Below are 20,615 nucleotides of genomic sequence, written 5' to 3'. Positions count from 1 at the left end.
AATATCACTGAGGTTCATCATGCGCATTGCCGTCGGTGGCATTCATATCGAGTGCAGCACATACAATCCCGTGCTGAACGAGGAGAAGGATTTTCGGGTACTGCGCGGCCAAGCCCTGCTGGAATCCTCCTACTTCGCCTTCCTGAAGGATTATGACGCCGAATTCCTGCCGACGATCCATGCCCGCGCCATTGCCGGCGGCCCGGTCTCGCGCGCCACCTACGAGGCCTTCAAGGGCGAATTCCTCGAGCGGTTGAAGCCGCTGCTGCCGCTCGACGGTCTTTATCTCGCCATGCATGGCGCAATGTATGTCGAGGGCATGGAGGATGCCGAAGGCGACTGGATTTCTGCTGCCCGAGCGCTGGTCGGCGAGGATTGCACGGTTTCGGCAAGCTATGACCTGCACGGCAACGTCACTCAGCGCATCATCGATGCGCTCGATATCTATTCCACCTATCGCACCGCGCCGCATATCGATGTCGAGGAGACGATGCGCCGCTCGGTCTTCATGCTGGTGAAGAGCCTGAAAACCGGCGTGAGGCCTGTCGTTCTCTGGGCGCCGATCCCGGTCGTGCTGCCCGGCGAACGCACCAGCACCGTCGATGAGCCGGCTAAGAGCCTCTATGGAATGCTGCCGGAAATCGACGAGATCGACGGCGTCTGGGACGCATCCCTGATGGTCGGTTACGTCTGGGCCGACGAACCGCGCGCCACCGCCGCCGCTATCATGACCGGCACCGACCGCGCCGTGCTGGAGCGTGAAGCCAGACGCCTCGCGAGCGCCTATTGGGATGCACGCGGAGATTTCGTCTTCGGCTGCGAGACCGGCTCGCTGGAAGAATGCGTCGCGAGAGCCATCGCCAGCCCGACCGCTCCTGTCGTGCTCGCCGAATCCGGCGACAACCCGACCGGTGGCGGTGTCGGCGACCGGGCCGACATGCTGGCGGAGCTGATCGCCAAGGGTGCGACGGGCGTCGTTTTCGCCGGCATCGCCGACAAGGCGGCGGCCGAGGCCTGTTATGCCGCTGGCATCGGCGCGGCGCTCAATCTCAGCGTCGGCGCCTCGCTCGATTCCAAGGGCAGCAGGCCGGTTACGGGCCGCTTCACCGTCAAGTTCCTGCACGAAACGCCGGATCCGGCCGACCGCCAGGCGGTGGTCTCGACCGGTGGCATCGATCTCGTGCTCTCGGCCAAACGCCGGCCCTATCACAATATCGCCGATTTCACCCGGCTCGGCCTTGATCCGCATGGCGCCAGCATCATTGTCGTCAAGTCGGGTTATCTCTCGCCCGAGCTGGCGCCGATCGCCAATCCGAACCTGATGGCGCTGTCGACAGGGGTCGTCGATCAGTTCGTCGAGCGCCTGCCGCGGCTGCGCAAGCAGCATCCGACCTACCCTTTCGACAAGGATTTTGCCTTCGAGCCGCAGGTCTTCCTGTCTGCGCGCGCGGCGCGCGCCTGAGTTTCGAGCGATCCGACTCTCAGAAACGACATCCGGCCAGAAAGGACATCCCGAATGACCGCATTCACGACCCGTCCCGAAATCCTCGGCACCTTCGGCGTCGTCACCTCGACGCATTGGATCGGCTCGGCGGTCGGCATGAGCATTCTCGAAAAGGGCGGCAACGCCTTCGATGCCGCGGTGGCCACCGGATTCGTGCTGCACATTGTCGAGCCGCATCTCTGCGGCCCGGGCGGCGACCTGCCGGCGGTGATCTATTCGAAGAAGAAGGACAAGGTCGAGGTCATCTCGGCGCAGGGGCCGGCGCCCGCCGGCGCGACGATCGAGCACTATACCAGTGAAGGCCTGACGCTGATCCCCGGCGACGGCCTGCTTGCAACAGTCATCCCCGGCGCCTTCGACGGCTGGATGCTGATGCTGCGCGACTACGGCACGATGAGCGTGCGCGACGTGCTGGAACCGGCGATCTACTACGCCGAGCACGGCCATCCCCTGCTGCCGCGCGTCTCCGCCACCATCAAGGGGCTTGCGACCTTCTTCGAAAAGGAATGGCCGACCTCCCACAAAACCTGGCTGCCGGATGGCAGCGTCCCTGAAGCGCAGGCGAATTTCAGGAATCCGGTGCTTGCCGAAACCTGGAAATGCGTCATTGCCGAAGCCGAGGCTAAAAGCGGCCGGGAAGCACAGATTGAAGCGGCCCGCGACACCTTCTACCGCGGCTTCATCGCCGAGAAGATCGACGCCTATCTGAGGACCGCCGAAGTGATGGATGCAAGCGGCGGCCGCCATAAGGGCGTGCTGACCGCAGACGACATGGCGAACTGGTCGGCAACGGTCGAGGAACCGCTGACCTATGATTATCACGGCTGGACCATCGCCAAAACAGGACCCTGGGGCCAGGGTCCCGTCTTTCTGCAGGCTTTGTCGATCCTCAAGGGTTTCGATCTCGCCGCGATGGACCCGGATGGCGCCGATTTCGTCCATACCGTCACCGAGGCGATGAAACTCGCCTTCGCCGACCGCGAGGTCTATTACGGCGATCCCGATTTTTCCGCGATCCCCGTCGCGCATCTGTTGTCGGAGACCTATGCGAGCGAGCGCCGCAGGCTGATCGGCGCCGACGCCTCCTTCGATCTTCGCCCCGGCATCGTTCCGGGTTTCGAGGCGCAGCATGATTTGACGATGAAGATGCTCGGCGCCGATTCCAAGACCGGCGCCGTCTACGAGCCAACCATGGCGCATCTGGAAAAACGCGGCGACACCGTGCATATCGACGTGATCGACCGCGACGGCAACATGGTCTCCGTCACGCCATCCGGCGGCTGGCTGCAATCCTCACCGACCGTGCCCGGTCTCGGCTTCTGCCTCAATTCCCGCGCCCAGATGTTCTGGCTCACGCCTGGCCTGCCGACGTCGCTGGCGCCGGGAAGGCGGCCGCGCACGACGCTGACGCCTTCGCTCGGCCTCTACGAGGGCCGCCCGACGCTGGCCTTCGGCACGCCGGGCGGCGACCAGCAGGAACAATGGCAGCTCTCCTTCTTCCTGCGCCATGTCAATCACCAGCTCAACCTGCAGGCGGCGATCGACCGGCCGCTGTTTCACACAGCCCATTTTCCGAGCTCCTTCTATCCGCGCACCCGCGAGCCGGGCAGCCTGATGGCGGAGGCGAATTTCGGCGCCGATGTGCTCGATGCGCTCGCCCGCAAGGGCCACAGGCTGACGGTCGCCGATCCCTGGACCATCGGCCGGCTGACCGCGGCGCAGCGCGATGCCGACGGGCTTCTGCGCGCCGCCGCCACGCCGCGCCTGATGCAGGCCTATGCGGTCGGACGATAAAGCATGTCGCGCAAAAGTGTGCAGCGGTTTTGCGGCAACGACATGCGGGAAAACAAGAGCTAAAGCAGGAGCGAATCTGAAAGATCGCGACGCGCTTTAGTGCGCCTCAGGGCTTGGCGGCCGCTTTCCAAAGGGGCGGAGGCAACAAGTATTGCGGGAAAATAACCCGGGGCGGTGGCGCTCGGCCGGCCCTTTTTGCTGCGCTGCTTATATGACTTCTGCTAGATATTATTTCACCAATAATTATTAACGACCACTTCCGCCCATTTGTGTTCTCTTATCCCTGCGAATCAAAAAGGTTTGATTTGCCCGGGGACGGCCGCCATGTTCAAGCATGGGGCGATGCAACAGTTGGGTAGGAGCCTATGCTGCAACGGATTGAAGACATTGATGCAGCACTCGTCGACAGGCTGCAGCATTCGGCATTCAAGTACTTCCTGAAATATTCCAATCCCGAAAATGGCCTGGTAGCCGATACCTCGATCGGCGGCGTGCCGGCAAGCATCGCAGCCATCGGCTTTGCCCTTTCCTCCTATCCTGTCGGTGTCGAGCGTTGCTGGATCACCCGCAGGGAAGCAGCCGAACGCACGGTCAATACGCTGCGTTTCTTCGCCGAGGCGCGTCAGGGCGAGGAACGCCACGCGACAGGCCACCGCGGCTTCTTCTACCATTTCCTGCACATGGATACCGGCAATCGCGCCTGGAACAGCGAGCTTTCGACCATCGACACGGCGCTGCTAATCGCCGGCATCCTGACGGCAGCGCAGTATTTCGACCGCGAAGACGACGAGACGGAAGTTGAAATTCGTGAACTCGCGACCTTCATCTACGAACGCGTCGACTGGCGCTGGGCCCTGAACAAGGGCGATACCATTGCCATGGGCTGGAAGCCCTCTTCCGGCTTCCTGCGCTGGCGCTATCACGGCTTCGACGAGGCGATCATCCTTTATGCCCTGGCGCTCGCCTCGCCGACGCACCCCATCCCGCAATCGTGCTACGACGCTTTTGCGTCGAGCTATTCCTGGATGATGCATGGTGAGCAGCCCTATCTCTATGCGGGACCGCTGTTTATCCATCTCTTTTCCCATGCCTGGATCGATTTCCGCGGCATCCGCGACAGACCGATGGCCGAGCGGAACTGGGATTATTTCCGCAACACCCAGGTGGTCATCAACGTCCAGCGTGATTATGCCGAGCGCAATCCCGGCCAGTTCGTCGGCTATAACAGGAATATCTGGGGGTTCTCCGCCTGCGACGGCCCGCCGCCGACCCGGCGCATGCGCGGCGGCCGCCAGCCGAAGGTTCTAGGCTATGCCGCCCGCGGCGCGCCGCTTGGCCCGGACGACGGCACGATCGCGCCCTGGGCGGCCCTCGCCTGCCTGCCCTATGACCGGCAGGCGGCTCTCGACGGCACCAAGGCGCTTTTGACCAGCTATCCGAACCTGCTCCTGGAAGGCGGCTTTCCCGGCGGCTTCAACCCGACGGTCAAGACCAAGCGGCCGGAAGGCTGGGTCGACGACCGCACCGTCGGCATCGACCAGGGTCTTGTCGTCATGACCATCGAGAATGAGCGCTCCGACTTCATCTGGAAGCTGATGCGGCAATCGCCGGCCATCCGCCTCGGGCTCGAGCGCGCCGGCTTCACCGGCGGCTGGCTCGAAGGCATCGAGCCGGAAGAAGTGGTGCGCAAGTTCGGGTGAATTTAGCTTTCGAAAATATGCGCCTTGCCGGCGATATCGAGGCGAACGAGATCGCCTCGTGAGGGAAGCGCGACGCTCGAGGTCTTGATCAGGATCGGCGGCAGGGCGACGCCATCGAGCGAAACCGCAACGGTGCAGACCGCGCCGCCGAACTCCACCTCGACGACACGCCCGCCATAGCGACGATCGCTTTCATCGGCAACGACGCGGATCTGCTCGGGCCGCAGCATGATCTCCGCCTTGCCCTGACGATTGCCTTCGACGGCGACGCGGCCGAGGGCACAGTCGGCAAGGCCGTTGCGGATGATGGCCGGAAGCAGCACGGCATCGCCAAGAAATAGCGCCGTCTCGCGATCGCGGGGATGCAGATATAATGATTGCGGCGACCCGGCCTGGATCAGCCGTCCCTCTCTGAGCACCGCGACCTGATCGGCAAAGGTCAGCGCCTCTTCCTGATCATGCGTGACGAGAACGGCGGTGATGCCGGCTGCCTGCAGCACGCGCGCCACCGCCTTGCGCATGTTCTCGCGCAAGCCGGTATCGAGTGCCGAGAAAGGTTCGTCGAGCAGCATCAGCCGCGGCTTGCGCCCGAGCGCACGGGCGAGCGCCACGCGCTGTTGCTGGCCGCCGGACAGCTGGTGTGGGCGCCGCACCAGCATGCCGCGGTCGAGCTCGACCATATCGAGCAGCTCGACGATGCGCTTCTCGCGATCCACGGCACCCCGCTCGAAGCCGAAGCCGATATTCTCTGCGACGCTCAAGTGCGGAAACAGCGCGCCGTCCTGCGAGACGATGCCGATGCCGCGCTTATGGGCCGGCACCGTCGCCGGCCCATCGGCAAGGACTTCGCCATCGAGTGTCACCTTGCCGACATCGGGTTGCTCGAAGCCGGCAATGATGCGCAGCAGCGTCGTCTTGCCCGAGCCGGACGGGCCAACGACGGCCGTGCGGCTGCCTGCCTGAACGTCGAGCGAAATATCCTTCAGCGCCTGCACAGGGCCATAGCGCTTGCTGATGTTCTCGATCGTAAGCAGCGTCATTGGCCGGCGGTCCGTTTCGATTGGGTATAGAGCATAAGGGTGAGCGGCAGCGACAGCACGACCATCATGAAGGCATAGGGCGCGGCCGAGACATAATCGATCTCGCTGGTCAGCGACCAGAATTTCGTCGCCAGCGTATCGACGCCGTTGGGCGACAGCATCAGTGTCGCCGTCAGTTCATTGGTGATGCCGAGGGCAGCCAGCGCGACGCTGGCGGCCGCTCCGGGTGCTGCAAGCCGCATGGTGATCTGCCGCACCGCCTGGCCGGGCGTGCGGCCGAGGCCCATCGCGGCGCGCTCCAGCTCCACCGGCGCCTGGGCGATGCTGGCGCGCAGCCCGACCATGGCGCGCGGCAGGAAAAGCATCGCATAGGCAACGAGCAGTGTTGCGAAGGTCTGGTAGAGCGGCAGCACGAGACGCACGGTGATCGTCACCAGCGCCAGCGCCACGACGACGCCAGGCAGCGAGCCGACATAATAATGGCAGGCTTCGAGCACGCGCTGGAAGCGGCCGGGCGCACGGACGGAAAGCCATGCCATCGGCGCCGCGGCAATCGTCGCCAATATGCCGCCGACAATGGCAAGCACGATCGTCTGCAGGAAGGCGCTGCCGACCTCGATGCGCCAGATCTCGGCACCGCCGAGATAGAGCCAGCGGCCAAGCGTCACCAGCGGCACGCCGAGCGTCAGCACCGCCAGGAGGACGGGCAGCAGAACGGCGGGCACCACGAACCAGCCGAGCCGCCGGCGATCCGCCGGGCGGGGCGAGCCGGAGCCGACGCGGGCATAACGTTCGTTGCCGCGCACCAAGACCTCGAAGCCGAGCAGAAAAAGACAGCAGGCGACGAGCACGCCACCGAGCATGTTGGAGGCGGGGCTGTTGTAGGAGGACTGGAACTGGTCGACGATCGCCGTCGCGAACGTGTCGAAGCGGATCATCACGAACAGGCCGTATTCCGAAAGCAGGTGCAGCCCGATCAGCAGCGAGCCGCCGCAAATGGCGAGCCGGAGCTGCGGCAGCACTGCCCGAAAGAAGACCCGCCAGGGATTGAGACCGAGCGAGGCCGCTGCATCCTCGATCGCCGGATCGAGACGGCGCAAGGTGGCGGCGACCGGCAGGTAGAGGAACGGATAATAGGCGATCACCGAGATGAAGACGCCGCTCTCCAGGCCGCGCATGCCGGGGACGAGGCTGACCCAGGCATAGCTGTGCACGAAGGCGGGCACGGCGAGCGGGGCGATGGCAAGCCAGGCCCAGAACCGGGCGAAAGGAATGTCCGTCCGCTCGGTCAGCCAGGCAAGTGTTACGGCAAGTGCGATCGACAGCGGAATCGTGAGCGATTCCAGCAGGACCGTATTGACGAGCAGTTCGCCGACGCGCGGCCGGAAGACCAGGGTCTTCACTGTTTCCCAGCCGACGTCATAGGTAACCCAGCCGATGAAGCCGAGCGGCACCAGACTGAAGATTGCGACGACGGTTGCCAGCAGCACCACGGAAGCGTGCGGCATGCGCCCGCGCGGCGAAACCATGCGCGCGGCCCTCGGCACCACCGGCGCCTCGTTGCCGGATGCGAGCAATCTGTTGTCCTGCAGCAAGGCCGATGCCTTCATACGCCGAAAAAGGAAGGCAACCGCCTGTCAAAGGCGGTTGCCGGATATCGTCATGCCCTAAGGTTTTCTTGAGCCAAAAGCAATAGTTTTGGCCGCCGCAAGCCTGCGGCAGAAAGGTTAGATCAGGCCGGCGGCCGTCATCAGCTCGACGACCTTCTTGCTGTCCAGCGTCGAAGCTTCGACCTTCGGCGCGTTGAGATCGGCAAGCGGCGTGAGCTTGTCGTTGGAGGCTGCGTCCTTGCCGATGGCATATTCGTAGGACGTGCCGTCCTTCAGAACGGCCTGGCCGGCCTTGCCGGTAATGAACTTCAGGAAAGCCTGGGCTTCCTTCATATGCTGGGTGGACTTCAGGACGCCGCCGCCCGAGACGCTGACGAAAGCGCCCGGATCCTGGTTCTTGAAGTAGTGCAGACCGACATTCTTGCTGTTCTCGCCTGTTTTGGCCTGATCGCCGAACCAGTAATAGTGATAGATGACCGCGCCTTCGACTTCGCCTGCGTTGACGGCCTTCATGGCGACGCTGTTGCCCTTATAGGGGGTGGCGTTGTCCTTGAGTCCCTTCAGCCATGTCTTGGTGGCGTCTTCGCCCTTCAGCTGCAGCAGCGCAGCGACGATGGCCTGGAAATCGGCGCCGGCGGGAGCAGCACCCCAGCGGCCCTTCCAGGCCGGGTCTGCGAGGTCGAGCATCGACTTCGGCAGCTTGTCTTCGCTGAGCTTGGTTTTGTCATAGGCAAAAACCGTGGTGCGGGCGGCAATGCCGGTCCACATGCCGTCGGCCGGGCGATACTGATCCGGCACCTGATCCAGCGTGTCCTTTTCGACGGGGGCGAAGAGGCCCGCGCCGTCGACCAGCGTCATGGCCGGCGAATTTTCGGTCAGGAAGACATCGGCCGGAGAGGCATCGCCTTCCTGGATGAGCTGGTTGGCGAACTGCATGTCGCTGCCCTGGCGCATGGTCACCTTGATGCCGGTCTCCTTGGTGAAGGCATCGATCCATTCGCGGCCCAGGCTTTCGTGCTGGGCGTTGTAGACGACGAGACCTTCGTCCTGCGCACTGACGCTGCCTGCGAGCGCGGTGGCGGAGAGAAGCGAAGCGGTAAACGCAAGCGCAAGGGAAAAACGATTCAGTGCAATGGTCATGATGGCCTCCGTGGCGATGTCACCCGAGGTCTCCAAGGGCGATGAGAGGCGTATATTTTTCCTGACTGAAGATTTCAAGTTTGGCTTCGCCGGAAAAGCCATCACAATATCTTGACCAATTATTTCATATTACGAGGGAATAAATTTCGATTAGACCAAAAAGGCGACGCTCCTCGAGCGTCGCCTTTTGCAGCCGGCTTATTCGACGTCGAACTTGACGCCCTGTGCAAGCGGCAGGGTCCTGCCGTAATTGATCGTGTTGGTGGAGCGGCGCATATAAGCCTTCCAGGCATCCGAGCCGGACTCGCGGCCGCCGCCGGTCTCCTTCTCACCGCCGAAGGCGCCGCCGATTTCCGCACCCGACGGCCCGAGATTGACGTTGGCGATGCCGCAATCCGAACCGCTGGCGGAGACGAAGGTTTCGGCCTCGCGCATGTCGTTGGTGAAGATCGACGACGACAGTCCCTGCGGCACGGCATTGTGCAGGGCCAGCACCGCGTCGAAATCGCTGTATTTCATCACGTAGAGGATCGGCGCGAAGGTCTCGTGCTCGACCGGGCCGGTCTGCGCGGGCATTTCGACCAGCGCCGGGCGAACGTAGAAGGCATCGGTCAAACCGTTGCCGACACGCTCGCCGCCGGTTACCTTGCCGCCTGCCGATTTCGCCTCGCCGAGTGCTGCCTGCATCTTCTCGAAAGCCTGGCCGTCGATCAGCGGGCCGACCAGCGTGCCTGTTTCGAGCGGATTGCCGATGGTAACGGAGCCGTAGGCCTTCTGCAGGCGCGGCACCAGCTGGTCGTAGACGCTGTCATGCACGAAAAGGCGGCGCAGCGTCGTGCAGCGCTGACCGGCCGTGCCCATGGCGGAGAAGGCAACGCCGCGCAGCGTCAGGTCGAGATCGGCGCTCGGGCAGACAATCGCCGCATTGTTGCCGCCGAGTTCGAGGATAGCGCGGGCAAAACGCTGCGACAGGCGTGGGCCGACGGCGCGGCCCATGGCGGTCGAGCCGGTGGCGGAGACGAGCGGGATCTTCGGATGATCGACCAGCACTTCGCCGACGGCGCGGCCGCCGATGATCAGCGTCGAGAGATTGGCCGGCGCGGTGCCGCCCTCCGCGATAAAGCGCTTCAGCGCCTTTTCGAACAGCGCCTGCACAGCAAGCGCGGTCAACGGCGTCTTTTCCGAAGGCTTCCAGACGGTGGAATTGCCGCAGACCATCGCAAGTGCTGCATTCCACGACCAGACGGCGACGGGGAAGTTGAAGGCGGAGATGATGCCGACCACGCCGAGCGGATGCCAGCTTTCCATCATTCGGTGCTCGGAGCGCTCGGTGGCGATCGTCAGGCCGTAGAGCTGGCGGGAAAGACCGACGGCGAAATCGCAGATATCGATCATCTCCTGCACTTCGCCGAGGCCTTCCGAGGTGATCTTGCCGACCTCGATCGAGACGAGACGACCAAGCGCCGTCTTGGTGGCCCGCAGTTCCTCGCCGAGCAGGCGGACCAGTTCGCCGCGCTTCGGCGCCGGCACGGAACGCCATTCGAGGAAGGCCTTATGCGCCTCTTCGATCGCCGTCTTGGTCTCGGAGACGGTGTGCTCCCGGAGCCTGCCGATTTCCTTGCCCGTCACCGGCGAGGTGACGGAAAGCGTGCCGCCGTGATAGCGGCCGGCATCGACGCCGAGCTCGGCGAGCAGCTTGGCGGTTTCGGTGGCGAGATCGAGGACGGCGATGGTCATTGTCGTGGTTCCAATCTTGTTATTCCAGAAGTGAGTTTCGCTTCCCGGAAGCGTTTACCGGTTCTCAGAAGCGGGCATCGGCGAAATGGGCGACCTGAGCGCCGGCTTCGTACCATAATTCCTTGAGCGCCCGGAAGCTCGGCTCGGTCGGTGAGGTCAGCGGCAGCGGCAGATCGCCTTCCGAAAGCCGGTCGAGAATATGCTCGGCGAGCGTCCGGCCGAAGACCGTGCCGGGGGCAATGCCGCGGCCATTATAACCCGAAAAGCCGATGACGCCGGGGGCGAATTTGTGAAAACGCGGCAGCGCATTGTCGGTCATGCCGATCTGGCCGTACCATTCGCATTCGAATTCGACATCGCCGATCATAGGGAAGAGCCGCTTCAGGGCGCGCTTGGCCCATCCCTTGTGCACGGCAAGCCCGGTATTACGCAGCGCTCCGACACTGCCGAAGACGAGACGTCCGGCCTGGTCCATGCGGAAGGAGGAAAGGATGTCCTTGGTGTCCCATGCGCCTTCCCGTCCCGGCAGGATCGATTGGCGCAGATTATGGCCGAGCGGCACGGTGGCGAAGTTGAAATAGGGCAGATAGACCTGTTCGTTGCGGACCTGCTCGAAGGGGCCGGTGCTGTAGGCATCGGTCGCGACGACGATCCAGTCCGCGCTGACCGCGCCGTTTTCCGTCTTCACGGTCCAGCGGCCGCCGTTGCGATGACGGGGCTCGACGTATGGATGGCGACGCCCGCCTTGACGGCGGCATGGGCAAGCCCGCGCGCATAGGCCAGCGGCTGCAGCGTACCGGCGCGCATGTCGAGCAGCGAACCGGTATAGGCGTCGCTGCCGATGCGTTTGGCCGTTTCTGCCGCATCGAGCAGCGTCACGGGCGCGCCACGCGCGGCCCATTGCGCCGCGCGTTCCTCGATCTCCTTCAGCCCGTTCGCGCCGACCGCGCAATGCAGCGTGCCGTTGCGTTCGAGTTCGCAGGCAATCCCGTGCCTGTCGATGAGTTCCATGACGAGCTTCGGCGCATTGCCGAGCAGCTCGAGCAGACGTTCGCCATGCACCGGCCCGAGCACGCCGGGCAGGTCATCGGGCATCACCCACATGCCGGCATTGATCAGGCCGACATTGCGCCCCGCGCCGCCGAAACCGATTTCCTTTCCCTCCAGCAACACCACCTTCGAGCCGGCTTCGGCAAGATGCAGGGCGGAGGAGAGACCGGTGTAACCGCCGCCGACGATGACGACGTCGGCCGATACCGCGCCGGCGAGCAGCGAGGTCGCCGGCGGTTCGGCTGCGGTCTTTTCCCAGAGGCCGTGGGAGCGCGGATCATTCAGCATGGCTCAGTCCGATCGGAACGAAATCGCGCTACTCTAACGCATATGATGACGTGTTGAAGCGGCCATTTCATGCAACGGTCTTCAACTGCAGGCCCGCAAGGCCGAGCGCTTCCATCGCCGCATCGAGCGAGGCGGCCTGGCGCTCGGCATAAAGCGCCAGCTCATCCTGAACGCTGGCGCCGAGCGCCACCTCGAAGGCATCGCGGTTCGAATGCGTCGCATAATTCTGCTGCTGATCGGTGCCGAGGTTCGACTGGAAGATGCCGGCCGCGCTGACGGGCAGGAAGTCTTCGTAGACGATCGGTGAGAAGGCGAGGTAACCCTTGGCGATCAGCGCCTCCGTATCGTCGGGCAGCGTATTGACCGCGGCGGCAATGCCAGCTGATGTGGCGGAATAGCGGAAGAAGGCCAGATCCTGCCTGCGCAGCTCGTCCCAGCTGTCCGGCAGCGCCTTGAAGCGCTCGGCGAGTTCGTTGTCGTAGGCGCCGGCCTTGGCGCCACCGGCGCCGACCTGCACTTCGCCGCGAACCGAGGCGAGCAGCCGGTCGTAGAGCGCCCGGCCCTTGGCCGTCAGCGCCACGCCGCGCTGTTCGATCTCGCCGAAGCGGGCGGTGTGCGTTCCCTGAACCGTGGCCGCATCACCGGCAAAGATGATCGTTTCTTCAAGCGCCTTGAAGCTCGTCTGCCGCAGCAGGATGTCGCAATGACGGCGCGGCGGCCCTTCGATGACCGCCTTCGGCGTGATGCCGCGCTCCGGCATGCGGACCTGGACCGCGTCGATATCGAGCGTGCGCGGCGTCAGATGGTTGATATGCGGCCCTTTGAAGCTGACGACGTCGGCGATCAGCCGGTGCGCATCATGCAGCCGCTTATAGGTCTCGGCGCTGACCGTCGCCTCGCCGTGCCAGCGGAAGGTTTCGAGCGCCTCGGCGACGAATTCCGTCACTTCCGCTTCCGTCAGGCCGCCGTTCTGTTCGTGGCGCTCAATCAGCGCGATGGCGCGCGGCGTATAGATGCGCCGCTTTGCCAGGATGGCCTCGGCTTCGCCGCGCAGCCCTTCGTCCTCGATCAGCTCCAATCGCAGCAGCGAGGTGAAGACACGGAACGGATTGACGTTGAGTGCGGCCTCGTCGATCGGCCGGAAGCAGGTCGAATGAACCGGCACGCCGGCGACCGAGAGATCGTAGTAGCCGACCGCCTGCATGCCCATGACGGCAAACAGCCGCCGGATGGTGAAAAGCTCATCCGCCGTGCCGAGCCGGATGGCGCCGTGGCGCTCGACATCGATACGCTCCAGCTCGCCGGCGCCGGCAAGCCGCGCACGCAGTTCGGGGTCGTTTTCGAGGCAGCCGGCATTCACATCCGCCACCAGCTCGATCAGCGTGCCGTATTGCGGCACCTCCGTCCGGTACATCTGCGACATCGCTTCGGTGAAAAGCGATCGGATACGGTCTGTGGAAACGAAGGCGTGCGGCATCTGAGAACTCCGGCTCATTCCGTTTTTGCAGGATGAGCCTCTTTACTTCATCGACAAAGGCGGAAATATCGACATTTTGGAAATAGCTCATTCTGAAATGGAATGAACATGTTCGCTTCACGACGTTTTCTCCCGTCGATTTCGCATCTCGCCGCCTTCGAGGCGGTTGCCCGCACCGGCAGCGTCACGGCGGCGGCGCGCGAACTCGATCTGACGCAGAGCGCCGTCAGCCGCCAGGTGAGCGCGCTGGAGGAGCAGCTTGGCGTCGAGCTTTTCCTGCGCGAACGCCAGACCATGCGGCTGACGCTTGCCGGCGACAGCTATGCCCGCGAAATCCGCGAGGCGCTGCGGCGCATATCGAGCGCCTCGCTCAACCTGCGCGCCAATCCGCACGGCGGCACGCTCAATCTCGCCATCCTGCCGACCTTCGGCACCCGCTGGCTGGCGCCGCGCCTCGGGCGCTTTCTCGCCGCCAATCCCGGCGTCACCATCAATCTGGTGACCCGGCTTTCCCCTTTCGATTTCCGCCTCGATTCGATCGACGCCGCCATCCATTTCGGCCATCCGCACTGGCCGGGCGCCGAACTGACCTTTCTGATGTCGGAGCGCACGGTGCCGGCCTGCAGCCCCGATTTCCTGAAGCGATACGCGATTTCCGGGCCGCAGGATCTGATCTCGGCTCCGCTTTTGCATCTGACTACCCGGCCCGATGCCTGGGAGCAATGGTTCGCCGGCAACGGCGTTGCCTTCGAAAGCGTGCACGGCATGCTCTTCGACCAGTTCGCCACCGCAGCGCAAGCGGCGATCGCCGGTCTCGGCATCGCCCTCCTGCCGACATTCCTGATGCAGGAAGAGATCAGCCGCGGCGATCTCGTCGCCGCCGTCGACCGTGAAATGGAAAGCCGCGAGCGCTATTACCTCGCCTTTCCGCCCGAGCGCGCCGACTATGCGCCGCTGGCCGCTTTCCGCGACTGGATCGCCGCGGAGGCCGCCGCCGACCCGGCCACGTGACGAACGGCTTGCATCGGCATGGCGCTTTCGACCATTATATCGGCCAAACAACCCTTTGCAGGAAATCCCCATGAAGCCGATCTTCGTCCAGCTCCAATGCGCCCCCGGCCAGACCTATGATGTCGCCGACGCCATCTACCAGACCGAACTGGTCTCGGAGCTCTATTCCACCAGCGGCGACTACGACCTGCTGCTGAAGGTCTACATCGAGGAAGGCCAGGATATCGGCAAATTCATCAACGACAACATCGCCAATATTCCCGGCATCGTCCGCTCGCTGACGACGCTGACCTTCAAGGCGTTCTGAAGTCCTGTCAGACACGGTTAACCTTTTCGCGAAGAATCGCCTCTCGACGTGTCGCTGAAACCGCGGCTTAACGCCTGAGATATCTGATCGTTGCTATAAGAATCCCGCCTCGGCATGAGGCGGCGCATGCAGCGATAGGTGAAAAATGGCGATCGTCGAGGCAGACAGGGTGCGCGAGAAGCCGCAGCCGGAAACGGCGCCGCTGATCGTTCATGTCGTACGCCAGTTCCTGCCCAACCGCGGTGGCCTGGAAGACGTGGTCGCCAATCTCGGCCGCCAGACGGTTCGTCGCGGTTATCGCGTTCGCGTCGTGACACTCGATTCTCTCTTCACCGCACCCGAAGACAAGCTGCCGCCGCGCGAAAATATCGACGGCATCGAGGTGGTGCGCATTCCCTGGTCCGGCAGCAGCCGCTATCCGCTGGCGCCTGCGGTTTTCCGCCATCTTGCCGATGCCGATCTCGTTCATGTCCATGCCATCGATTTCTTCTTCGACGCGCTCGCCTGGGGCCGGCTGCTGCATCGCAAGCCGATGATCGTCACCACCCATGGCGGCTTCTTCCACACCCGGAAATACGCGGCGATCAAGAAAATCTGGTTCCGGACGCTGACCCGCGCTTCGGCACTGGCCTACCGGCGCGTCGTTTGCTGCAGCGCCTCCGACCTCAAGCAGTTTTCCGAAATCGCACCCGACAGCCTGCTGATCGAAAACGGCGCCGATATCGGCAAGTTCGCCGACACCGCTTCGCGCCGGGCAAGGCGCCGTATCGTCACCATCGGCCGCTTCTCGGTGAACAAGCGGCTGGACCATTTGCTCGATGCGATGGCCGTGTTGAAGAGCCGCGATCCGGAATGGCATCTCGACGTCGTCGGTGCCGAGTCCGACCTGAACCGGACCGATGTCGAAGCCGCGATCGAAGGCCGCAACCTTTCCGGCCGCGTCACCCTGCACGTTTCGCCCGACAACGGCGCCATCCGGCGCGTCATCACTGACGCCTCGCTCTTTTCCTCCGCCTCGGAATATGAAGGTTTCGGCCTGGTGGCGCTGGAGGCTATGAGCGCCGGCCTGCTGCCGGTGCTGAACGCCAACGATGCCTTTACAACGCTTGCCGGCCGGCATCCCGTGATCACGCTTGCCGATTTCACCAATCCCGAGACCGCCGCGACAGTGATCGAAGCGGCCTATGAAACGCTGGCGCGCCAACCGGACGCCGTCCGCGGTAAACTTCTCGACGCTGCGCGCGGCTATTCCTGGGATATCGTCGCCGGACGCTATATCGATCTCTATCGGTCGCTTGATATCGGTACCGCCGACAGGACCTGATCCTGCCGGCCTGAAATCCCCTTACGCTCTCGCCAGACGGATGATCTCGTCGAGCACGAATTTGCGCGATTGCGGCGGCGTGAGATTGTGGTCGGCATCCGGCAGCATCAGCAGCCGCACGTTCGGATAGCGGGAAAGCTTGGCCCCGCGCGGCCCGAAATGGAAATAGACGTGGTCGAGCCCGACATCGCCCTCGCTGTAGATCAGCGTCAGCGGCACCTTGCGCTTGCCGAACAGCGCGAAGGAATGCCGGACCTCGCGGGCAATATGGCGCCGGTCGGGCAGCAGTTCGAGCAGCGGCGCGATCCACGGCGACAGGCGCCGGCCGCCGGCGATGACGATATTCTGCAGCGCCGCCACCACATCCACCTGCCCGCTGACGAGCCGCTTCAGCGTATCCACCCGCGCCAGGCGCTGGCCGTAATCATCGAGACTGCGGGGGACGGAGACGACATGCTCCCTGCGCACCGGCACCTCGGGATCCCAGTAATAGACGAAGGGATTGATCGAGACGACGGCCTTCAACCGCTCGTCGGCAACGCCGGCACGGAAGGCGACATACCCGCCGCTGCAGCGGCCGGCCACCATGATCGGGCCCGCGACGACGCTTTCGAGCAGGTCGAGCGAGGCGACGGCATCCTCGGTCTGCGTACTGGAATAAAGCACCTGTTCCGGCGCATCCGGCCGCGGCGGACTGTCGCCGACATTGGCGGAATCGAAGCGCAGCGAAACGACGCCCTGACGTGCCAATTCGCGCGCCATATCGACCGTCGTCCGTCCCCAGCCAGCATGCCGGTCATAGGCGGTCGACAGGAACAGCACGGCATTGCCCTTGATCTCGCCGAGCGGCCGGCTGACGACGCCGACCAGGTGATCATGGCTTCCGAACCGCACCGGCGTTTCCGTAAAACCCTCGCCGGCAAGCGGTGGGTTGTCGATCGCTTCAGGCGAATGGGCCGCTGATGTCGCCGTCGTATTCGCCTCCAGCCAGGTCGTCAGCTGCGCGACGACAGCCATCGGCGTCTTGGCGAAGAGCGGATTGGTGGCGAGTTCGTCATAGCCTTCGAAAGCCCTCTGCTCGACATCGGCGCCGAGCGCCTTCAACGCGTCGGCAAAGCCGGTATCCTCGGCCTTGGCTGGGCGTTCGAGGATGAGGTAACGCGATGCCGCAAGCCCTTGCGGCGACGCGATGTTGAGCTTGCCGAGCTCGGCGGCGATCTCCTCGGGCATGACGAGGCCGGCGATCTGCACCTTGGCGGCCTGGACATGCTCCTTGCCGAGGCCGAGATCGGCATCGATGATCTTCGACCACATGTTGAGTTCGCGCAGATAGGCCCGGCCGCTCAGCACCGGCGCCAGCATGACGAGGCTGTCGACGCCGTCGATCGAGGAACCGATGCGTTGGGCAAGCGTTGCGCCGAGGCCCTGACCGATGAGGATGACGCGATCGCAGCCGCTGAGCGCCTTCAGCTTGGCCGCGGCCGCCCGGATCGAATTTTCCCAGGTTTCCAGCCTTGCCGGCAGCGCGCCGAAATCCAGCGCATCGCCGGTGCCGCGATAGTCGAAGCGCAAGCTCGCCACGCCGATATCCGAAAAATGCTCGGCGGCGACGCGGAAGAATTTGCGGCTGCACATCTCCTCGAAACCCCAGGGGCTGACGAAGAGCACGGCGGCCGAACGTTTCCGGACCGCGGGATTTTCAGGCATGAACAGCCCGATCGTGCCGTCGAAGACGACAGGCAGGGCAGCACTGCGCCCGGCGCCCTCGGCCGGTTCGAGCGAGAATTCGCCGGGCGCGACCTTGGCGCGATCCGGGTCCCCAGGAAGCCGCGGCGCAACGAAATTGATCGCATATCCCATGGGGCGCTGCAGCACGCGCGGCATCTTGTCGAGAATGGAGCGCATGACCTCGACATCTTCGGCCGGCATGACGCGCAGCACGCGGAGGGCCGCGAAATAGCAGAATGTGCCGGCAAGGATTGCAACGACGAGGCCGACCGGACCCTGGATGAATTCCAGCGCCGAGATCGCCCCGCAAGCACAGAGCACGGCGGCGAGCGTCACCTTCGTCAGGCTGGTGTAGAGGCCTGAAAGCTGGGATCCGAATCCTGTCTGTCTGATCATCATCACCGACATCGCAACGAAGACGAGAATGCGCACGAGTGCGGCACCCTCGGCGGCAAGCCTAGGTATGATCAGTAAACAACCAACTACCATCAGAAGGCCACCTATCACACTGATGTTCAGGCGGGAGCGCGCCCTGTCCATCGACAGGAGGTAGAGGCTGAGTATCTGCATGAAGGTATAGGCGGGCGCGACGAGCGCAAGCAGCGCCACCACGGTGCCGCTGCGGCGGAACGCTTCGCCGAACACCACGAGCACCAGTTCGCTGGAGATCGCCGCGAGCCCGAGGCTCATCGGCAATACGATATAGGCCATGCTGCGGGTGACGGCGGCGAAGACCTCGACCGGCAAGGTCGAATCGTCGCTGTTATGCCGCCGCTCGGAATAATAGGGCAGCAGGCTGCCCGTCATCTGGATCGGCAGCTGCAGCGCGATATTGGCGATCGACAGGCCGACGGCGTAGTAGCCGACCATCTCCACCGACCAGAACTGCTGCAGGAAGAGCAGCTCGAGCCTATTGAGGAAGATCGAATCGATGATGAACTGGATCGACAGGATAACGGAGGAGGAGGCGAGAGCCTTCAGCGAGATCCCGCACCAGTCGCGCCGCGCAAGCAGGATCGGCAGTGTGGCGAAGAACAAGACGAGCTGGCCGAGCGCATAACCGACGAGAACGCCTTCCACCCCATAGAGCACGGCGCCGACCGCAACGCCGGCAAGCTGCACGATCGAGACGGCCACCGTCAGCCGGAAGAAGGCGCCGAGCTTCTTTTCGCCGATCAGGTAGAATTTGACGAAGGACCCGATCGCCTGGACGAAGAACAGCACGCCGGTGACGAGAGCGACGGAGGGCGCGGTATCGGCCCAGTGCATCTCCTCCGACGTCAGGAAGAACAGGGCGTAGAGCGCCAGCAGCACGACGGTCGAAAACATCATGAAGCTGACGAGGATGGCGGCAAAACCGCGCCGCCGGCGCATGTCGTAACCTTCCGCCGAAAGCTGCGGCAGGGTCTTCAACAGCGTGATGCTGGAGCCGAGCTCGGCGATCGAGGCGCCCGTGACCACCAGCCACAGCGAGAAGGCGACGATGCCGTTGGCCTCCGGCCCGAGCAGCCGCGCGGTTATGATCGATGACACGAAGCCCGTCAGCAGCAGCAGCATGCCCGCCGCCGCATTCATCACCGAATTTGCGATAATACCCTTCGACATCCGTCCATCCGCCAGGATCGGCCGTCAGGCCGAACTACCCGTCATCTCTAATGCGAAAATGTTAAAATAAAGCGGAGTGGCGACCTCACCTTAGCTCGCCTGCATCGCCGCCAGCGCCTGAAGCGCTTTCTCATAGCTGTTCTCAGCGAGATAGCGCAGCAGGAAGGCGCGCGCCTTCTCGGCCTTCTCCTGCGCAAGCTCGGGCGCGCGGAAGATCTCGCTCAGATGCGCCGCCGCAGCTTGCGGAGAAGGATCCGCCCAGACCGCGCCCTCAAGCCCGGCAAATTCGGGATGCGTATCGACCACAGGAATGAGGGGAGAGGCGACCTGCCATGTATTCTCAGGATCGCAGAAATCCGCCGTGCCCGACCAGGCGGTGGAAATAACCGGCGTGCCCTGCATGATCGCCTCGGCAACCGTCAGGCCGAAACCCTCGGAACGATGCAGCGAAAGATAGGCGTCGGAGGAGCGGATGAGGCCATTGATATCCGCATTCGACAGCCTGTCGGTGACGATCCTGATCCGGCTGTCGCCCGCGACCGAAGCGACCAGATCGCGCAGGCCTTCGTCCTTGTTCACATCGCCGCTGGCCTTCATCAGCAGGAAGGCGCTTGGGGCTTCGGCGGCGAATAGCCTGAAAGCCTCGATCACGGCCTGCGGATTCTTCCGGTTGATCGACGAGCCGGCGCTGAAGATGAAGCTGACGAGAAAGGCGTCCTTCTCGATGCCGAACTTTTCCCGCATGCCGTCCGTCGCCGGCGCCTCGATCACCGGATGCGGAACGACGATGACCGGCGCCTTGGTGAGCGGCGCAATCGCCCGCCGGGTGAATTCCGACGGCACGAAGACGGCGTTCATATAATGCATTGCATTGCGCCACTCCGCCGGCACGACTTCGAGCTCCCAGGCGAAATAACCGATATTGAAGGCGCGTGTGAAATTCGCGACACCCTTCTTCAGGATGGCGCGCGGCAGCATCGGCGGATTGAGGTGCCAGATCCGGCTTCCAGGCAGCTCTGTGGAGAGACGCGACGACGTCCATCCGGCGAAGGACTTCTCGTCCGGATGCGTGCTGACATCGGAGAGCGAAATCGCCCTTCCCGCTTCGGAGAGCGCACCGGCGCAGAGCCTTGCCGACTCACCGACGCCGACGGCCATCGAGAGATAGCCGACGATTTCCACCGGCTTGCGCGGATTGAAGGCAAGACGCGACCGCGGAATCAGCCGCTGCAGGACATGGGCACGCAAAAAGCGGTATGTCGTTCTCAAATCACGGTCTTTCTCAATGGATGGGCATCAT

At 63.7% G+C, this 20,615-nt stretch carries 13 protein-coding genes and 1 pseudogene; 6 read left to right on the top strand and 8 right to left on the bottom strand.

Translation table 11 applies throughout. From position 1 onward, the window contains the following. Positions 1–19 precede the first annotated feature (19 nt). The 3 genes from QMO80_RS14010 (at position 20) to QMO80_RS14000 (ending at position 4,998) form a co-directional block, all read left to right on the top strand. Positions 20–1,462, top strand: a complete 1,443-nt coding sequence (locus QMO80_RS14010; RefSeq protein WP_283197122.1) for a M81 family metallopeptidase — start codon at positions 20–22, stop codon at positions 1,460–1,462. A 54-nt stretch (positions 1,463–1,516) separates the two neighbouring features. Then, positions 1,517–3,298, top strand: a complete 1,782-nt coding sequence (locus QMO80_RS14005; RefSeq protein WP_283197121.1) for a gamma-glutamyltransferase family protein — start codon at positions 1,517–1,519, stop codon at positions 3,296–3,298. A 365-nt stretch (positions 3,299–3,663) separates the two neighbouring features. Beyond that, on the top strand, positions 3,664–4,998 hold the full coding sequence (locus QMO80_RS14000) for a glucoamylase family protein (protein ID WP_283197120.1): 1,335 nt from the start codon (positions 3,664–3,666) through the stop codon (positions 4,996–4,998). Between the two features lie 2 nt (positions 4,999–5,000). On the opposite strand, the gene QMO80_RS13995 is transcribed toward QMO80_RS14000, so the two are convergent. The 6 genes and pseudogenes from QMO80_RS13995 to QMO80_RS13970 all read right to left on the bottom strand — a co-directional run bounded on the left by QMO80_RS13995 (position 5,001) and on the right by QMO80_RS13970 (position 13,358). Then, a complete protein-coding gene (locus QMO80_RS13995) occupies positions 5,001–6,038 on the bottom strand; it encodes an ABC transporter ATP-binding protein (protein WP_049733362.1) in 1,038 nt (345 codons plus the stop codon). After that, positions 6,035–7,648 carry an iron ABC transporter permease gene (locus tag QMO80_RS13990; protein WP_283197119.1) on the bottom strand — a complete coding sequence of 538 codons (1,614 nt, stop codon included), beginning with the start codon at positions 7,646–7,648 and terminating at the stop codon, positions 6,035–6,037. The genes QMO80_RS13995 and QMO80_RS13990 overlap by 4 nt, the downstream gene beginning before the upstream one ends. A 117-nt stretch (positions 7,649–7,765) precedes the next feature. Then, positions 7,766–8,788, bottom strand: a complete 1,023-nt coding sequence (locus QMO80_RS13985; RefSeq protein ID WP_283197118.1) for an iron ABC transporter substrate-binding protein — start codon at positions 8,786–8,788, stop codon at positions 7,766–7,768. 198 nt (positions 8,789–8,986) lie between these two features. Beyond that, the gene (locus QMO80_RS13980) at positions 8,987–10,525 is read right to left on the bottom strand and encodes an aldehyde dehydrogenase family protein (protein WP_283197117.1); all 1,539 of its coding nucleotides are present in this window, start codon (positions 10,523–10,525) and stop codon (positions 8,987–8,989) included. Positions 10,526–10,589: 64 nt separating this feature from the next. Next, positions 10,590–11,863 (bottom strand): annotated as a pseudogene (locus tag QMO80_RS13975) (NAD(P)/FAD-dependent oxidoreductase). Between the two features lie 67 nt (positions 11,864–11,930). Then, positions 11,931–13,358 (bottom strand): VOC family protein, encoded by a 1,428-nt coding sequence (locus QMO80_RS13970; protein WP_283197116.1) that lies wholly within the window; start codon positions 13,356–13,358, stop codon positions 11,931–11,933. Between the two features lie 84 nt (positions 13,359–13,442). Here QMO80_RS13970 and QMO80_RS13965 point away from each other — a divergent pair, with 84 nt between their 5' ends. From QMO80_RS13965 to QMO80_RS13955, 3 genes are all read left to right on the top strand, one after another. Next, complete coding sequence (locus QMO80_RS13965; RefSeq protein ID WP_283197115.1) at positions 13,443–14,351, top strand: LysR family transcriptional regulator; 909 nt, start codon at positions 13,443–13,445, stop codon at positions 14,349–14,351. A gap of 70 nt (positions 14,352–14,421) precedes the next feature. Then, a complete protein-coding gene (locus QMO80_RS13960) occupies positions 14,422–14,658 on the top strand; it encodes an Lrp/AsnC ligand binding domain-containing protein (RefSeq protein ID WP_283197114.1) in 237 nt (78 codons plus the stop codon). 145 nt (positions 14,659–14,803) lie between these two features. Further along, a complete protein-coding gene (locus tag QMO80_RS13955) occupies positions 14,804–15,982 on the top strand; it encodes a glycosyltransferase family 4 protein (protein WP_283197113.1) in 1,179 nt (392 codons plus the stop codon). A gap of 21 nt (positions 15,983–16,003) precedes the next feature. On the opposite strand, the gene QMO80_RS13950 is transcribed toward QMO80_RS13955, so the two are convergent. After that, positions 16,004–19,315 carry an oligosaccharide flippase family protein gene (locus QMO80_RS13950; protein WP_283197112.1) on the bottom strand — a complete coding sequence of 1,104 codons (3,312 nt, stop codon included), beginning with the start codon at positions 19,313–19,315 and terminating at the stop codon, positions 16,004–16,006. A gap of 90 nt (positions 19,316–19,405) precedes the next feature. Then, on the bottom strand, positions 19,406–20,584 hold the full coding sequence (locus tag QMO80_RS13945; RefSeq protein ID WP_283197111.1) for a glycosyltransferase family 4 protein: 1,179 nt from the start codon (positions 20,582–20,584) through the stop codon (positions 19,406–19,408). Positions 20,585–20,615: the final 31 nt, after the last annotated feature.

This window comes from Rhizobium sp. BT03 (assembly GCF_030053155.1).
GTDB lineage: Bacteria > Pseudomonadota > Alphaproteobacteria > Rhizobiales > Rhizobiaceae > Rhizobium.
This window is presented reverse-complemented; position numbering and strand designations above follow the sequence as displayed.

Bases quoted from the DNA above. Each gene is read 5' to 3' on its own strand.
- QMO80_RS13990 (WP_283197119.1), bottom strand. From the start codon at position 7,648: ATGAAGGCATCGGCCTTGCTGCAGGACAACAGATTGCTCGCATCCGGC.
- QMO80_RS13985 (WP_283197118.1), bottom strand. From the start codon at position 8,788: ATGACCATTGCACTGAATCGTTTTTCCCTTGCGCTTGCGTTTACCGCT.
- QMO80_RS13950 (WP_283197112.1), bottom strand. From the start codon at position 19,315: ATGTCGAAGGGTATTATCGCAAATTCGGTGATGAATGCGGCGGCGGGC.
- QMO80_RS14005 (WP_283197121.1), top strand. From the start codon at position 1,517: ATGACCGCATTCACGACCCGTCCCGAAATCCTCGGCACCTTCGGCGTC.
- QMO80_RS13965 (WP_283197115.1), top strand. From the start codon at position 13,443: ATGAACATGTTCGCTTCACGACGTTTTCTCCCGTCGATTTCGCATCTC.
- QMO80_RS13970 (WP_283197116.1), bottom strand. From the start codon at position 13,358: ATGAGCCGGAGTTCTCAGATGCCGCACGCCTTCGTTTCCACAGACCGT.
- QMO80_RS14010 (WP_283197122.1), top strand. From the start codon at position 20: ATGCGCATTGCCGTCGGTGGCATTCATATCGAGTGCAGCACATACAAT.
- QMO80_RS13995 (WP_049733362.1), bottom strand. From the start codon at position 6,038: ATGACGCTGCTTACGATCGAGAACATCAGCAAGCGCTATGGCCCTGTG.
- QMO80_RS14000 (WP_283197120.1), top strand. From the start codon at position 3,664: ATGCTGCAACGGATTGAAGACATTGATGCAGCACTCGTCGACAGGCTG.
- QMO80_RS13980 (WP_283197117.1), bottom strand. From the start codon at position 10,525: ATGACCATCGCCGTCCTCGATCTCGCCACCGAAACCGCCAAGCTGCTC.
- QMO80_RS13955 (WP_283197113.1), top strand. From the start codon at position 14,804: ATGGCGATCGTCGAGGCAGACAGGGTGCGCGAGAAGCCGCAGCCGGAA.
- QMO80_RS13960 (WP_283197114.1), top strand. From the start codon at position 14,422: ATGAAGCCGATCTTCGTCCAGCTCCAATGCGCCCCCGGCCAGACCTAT.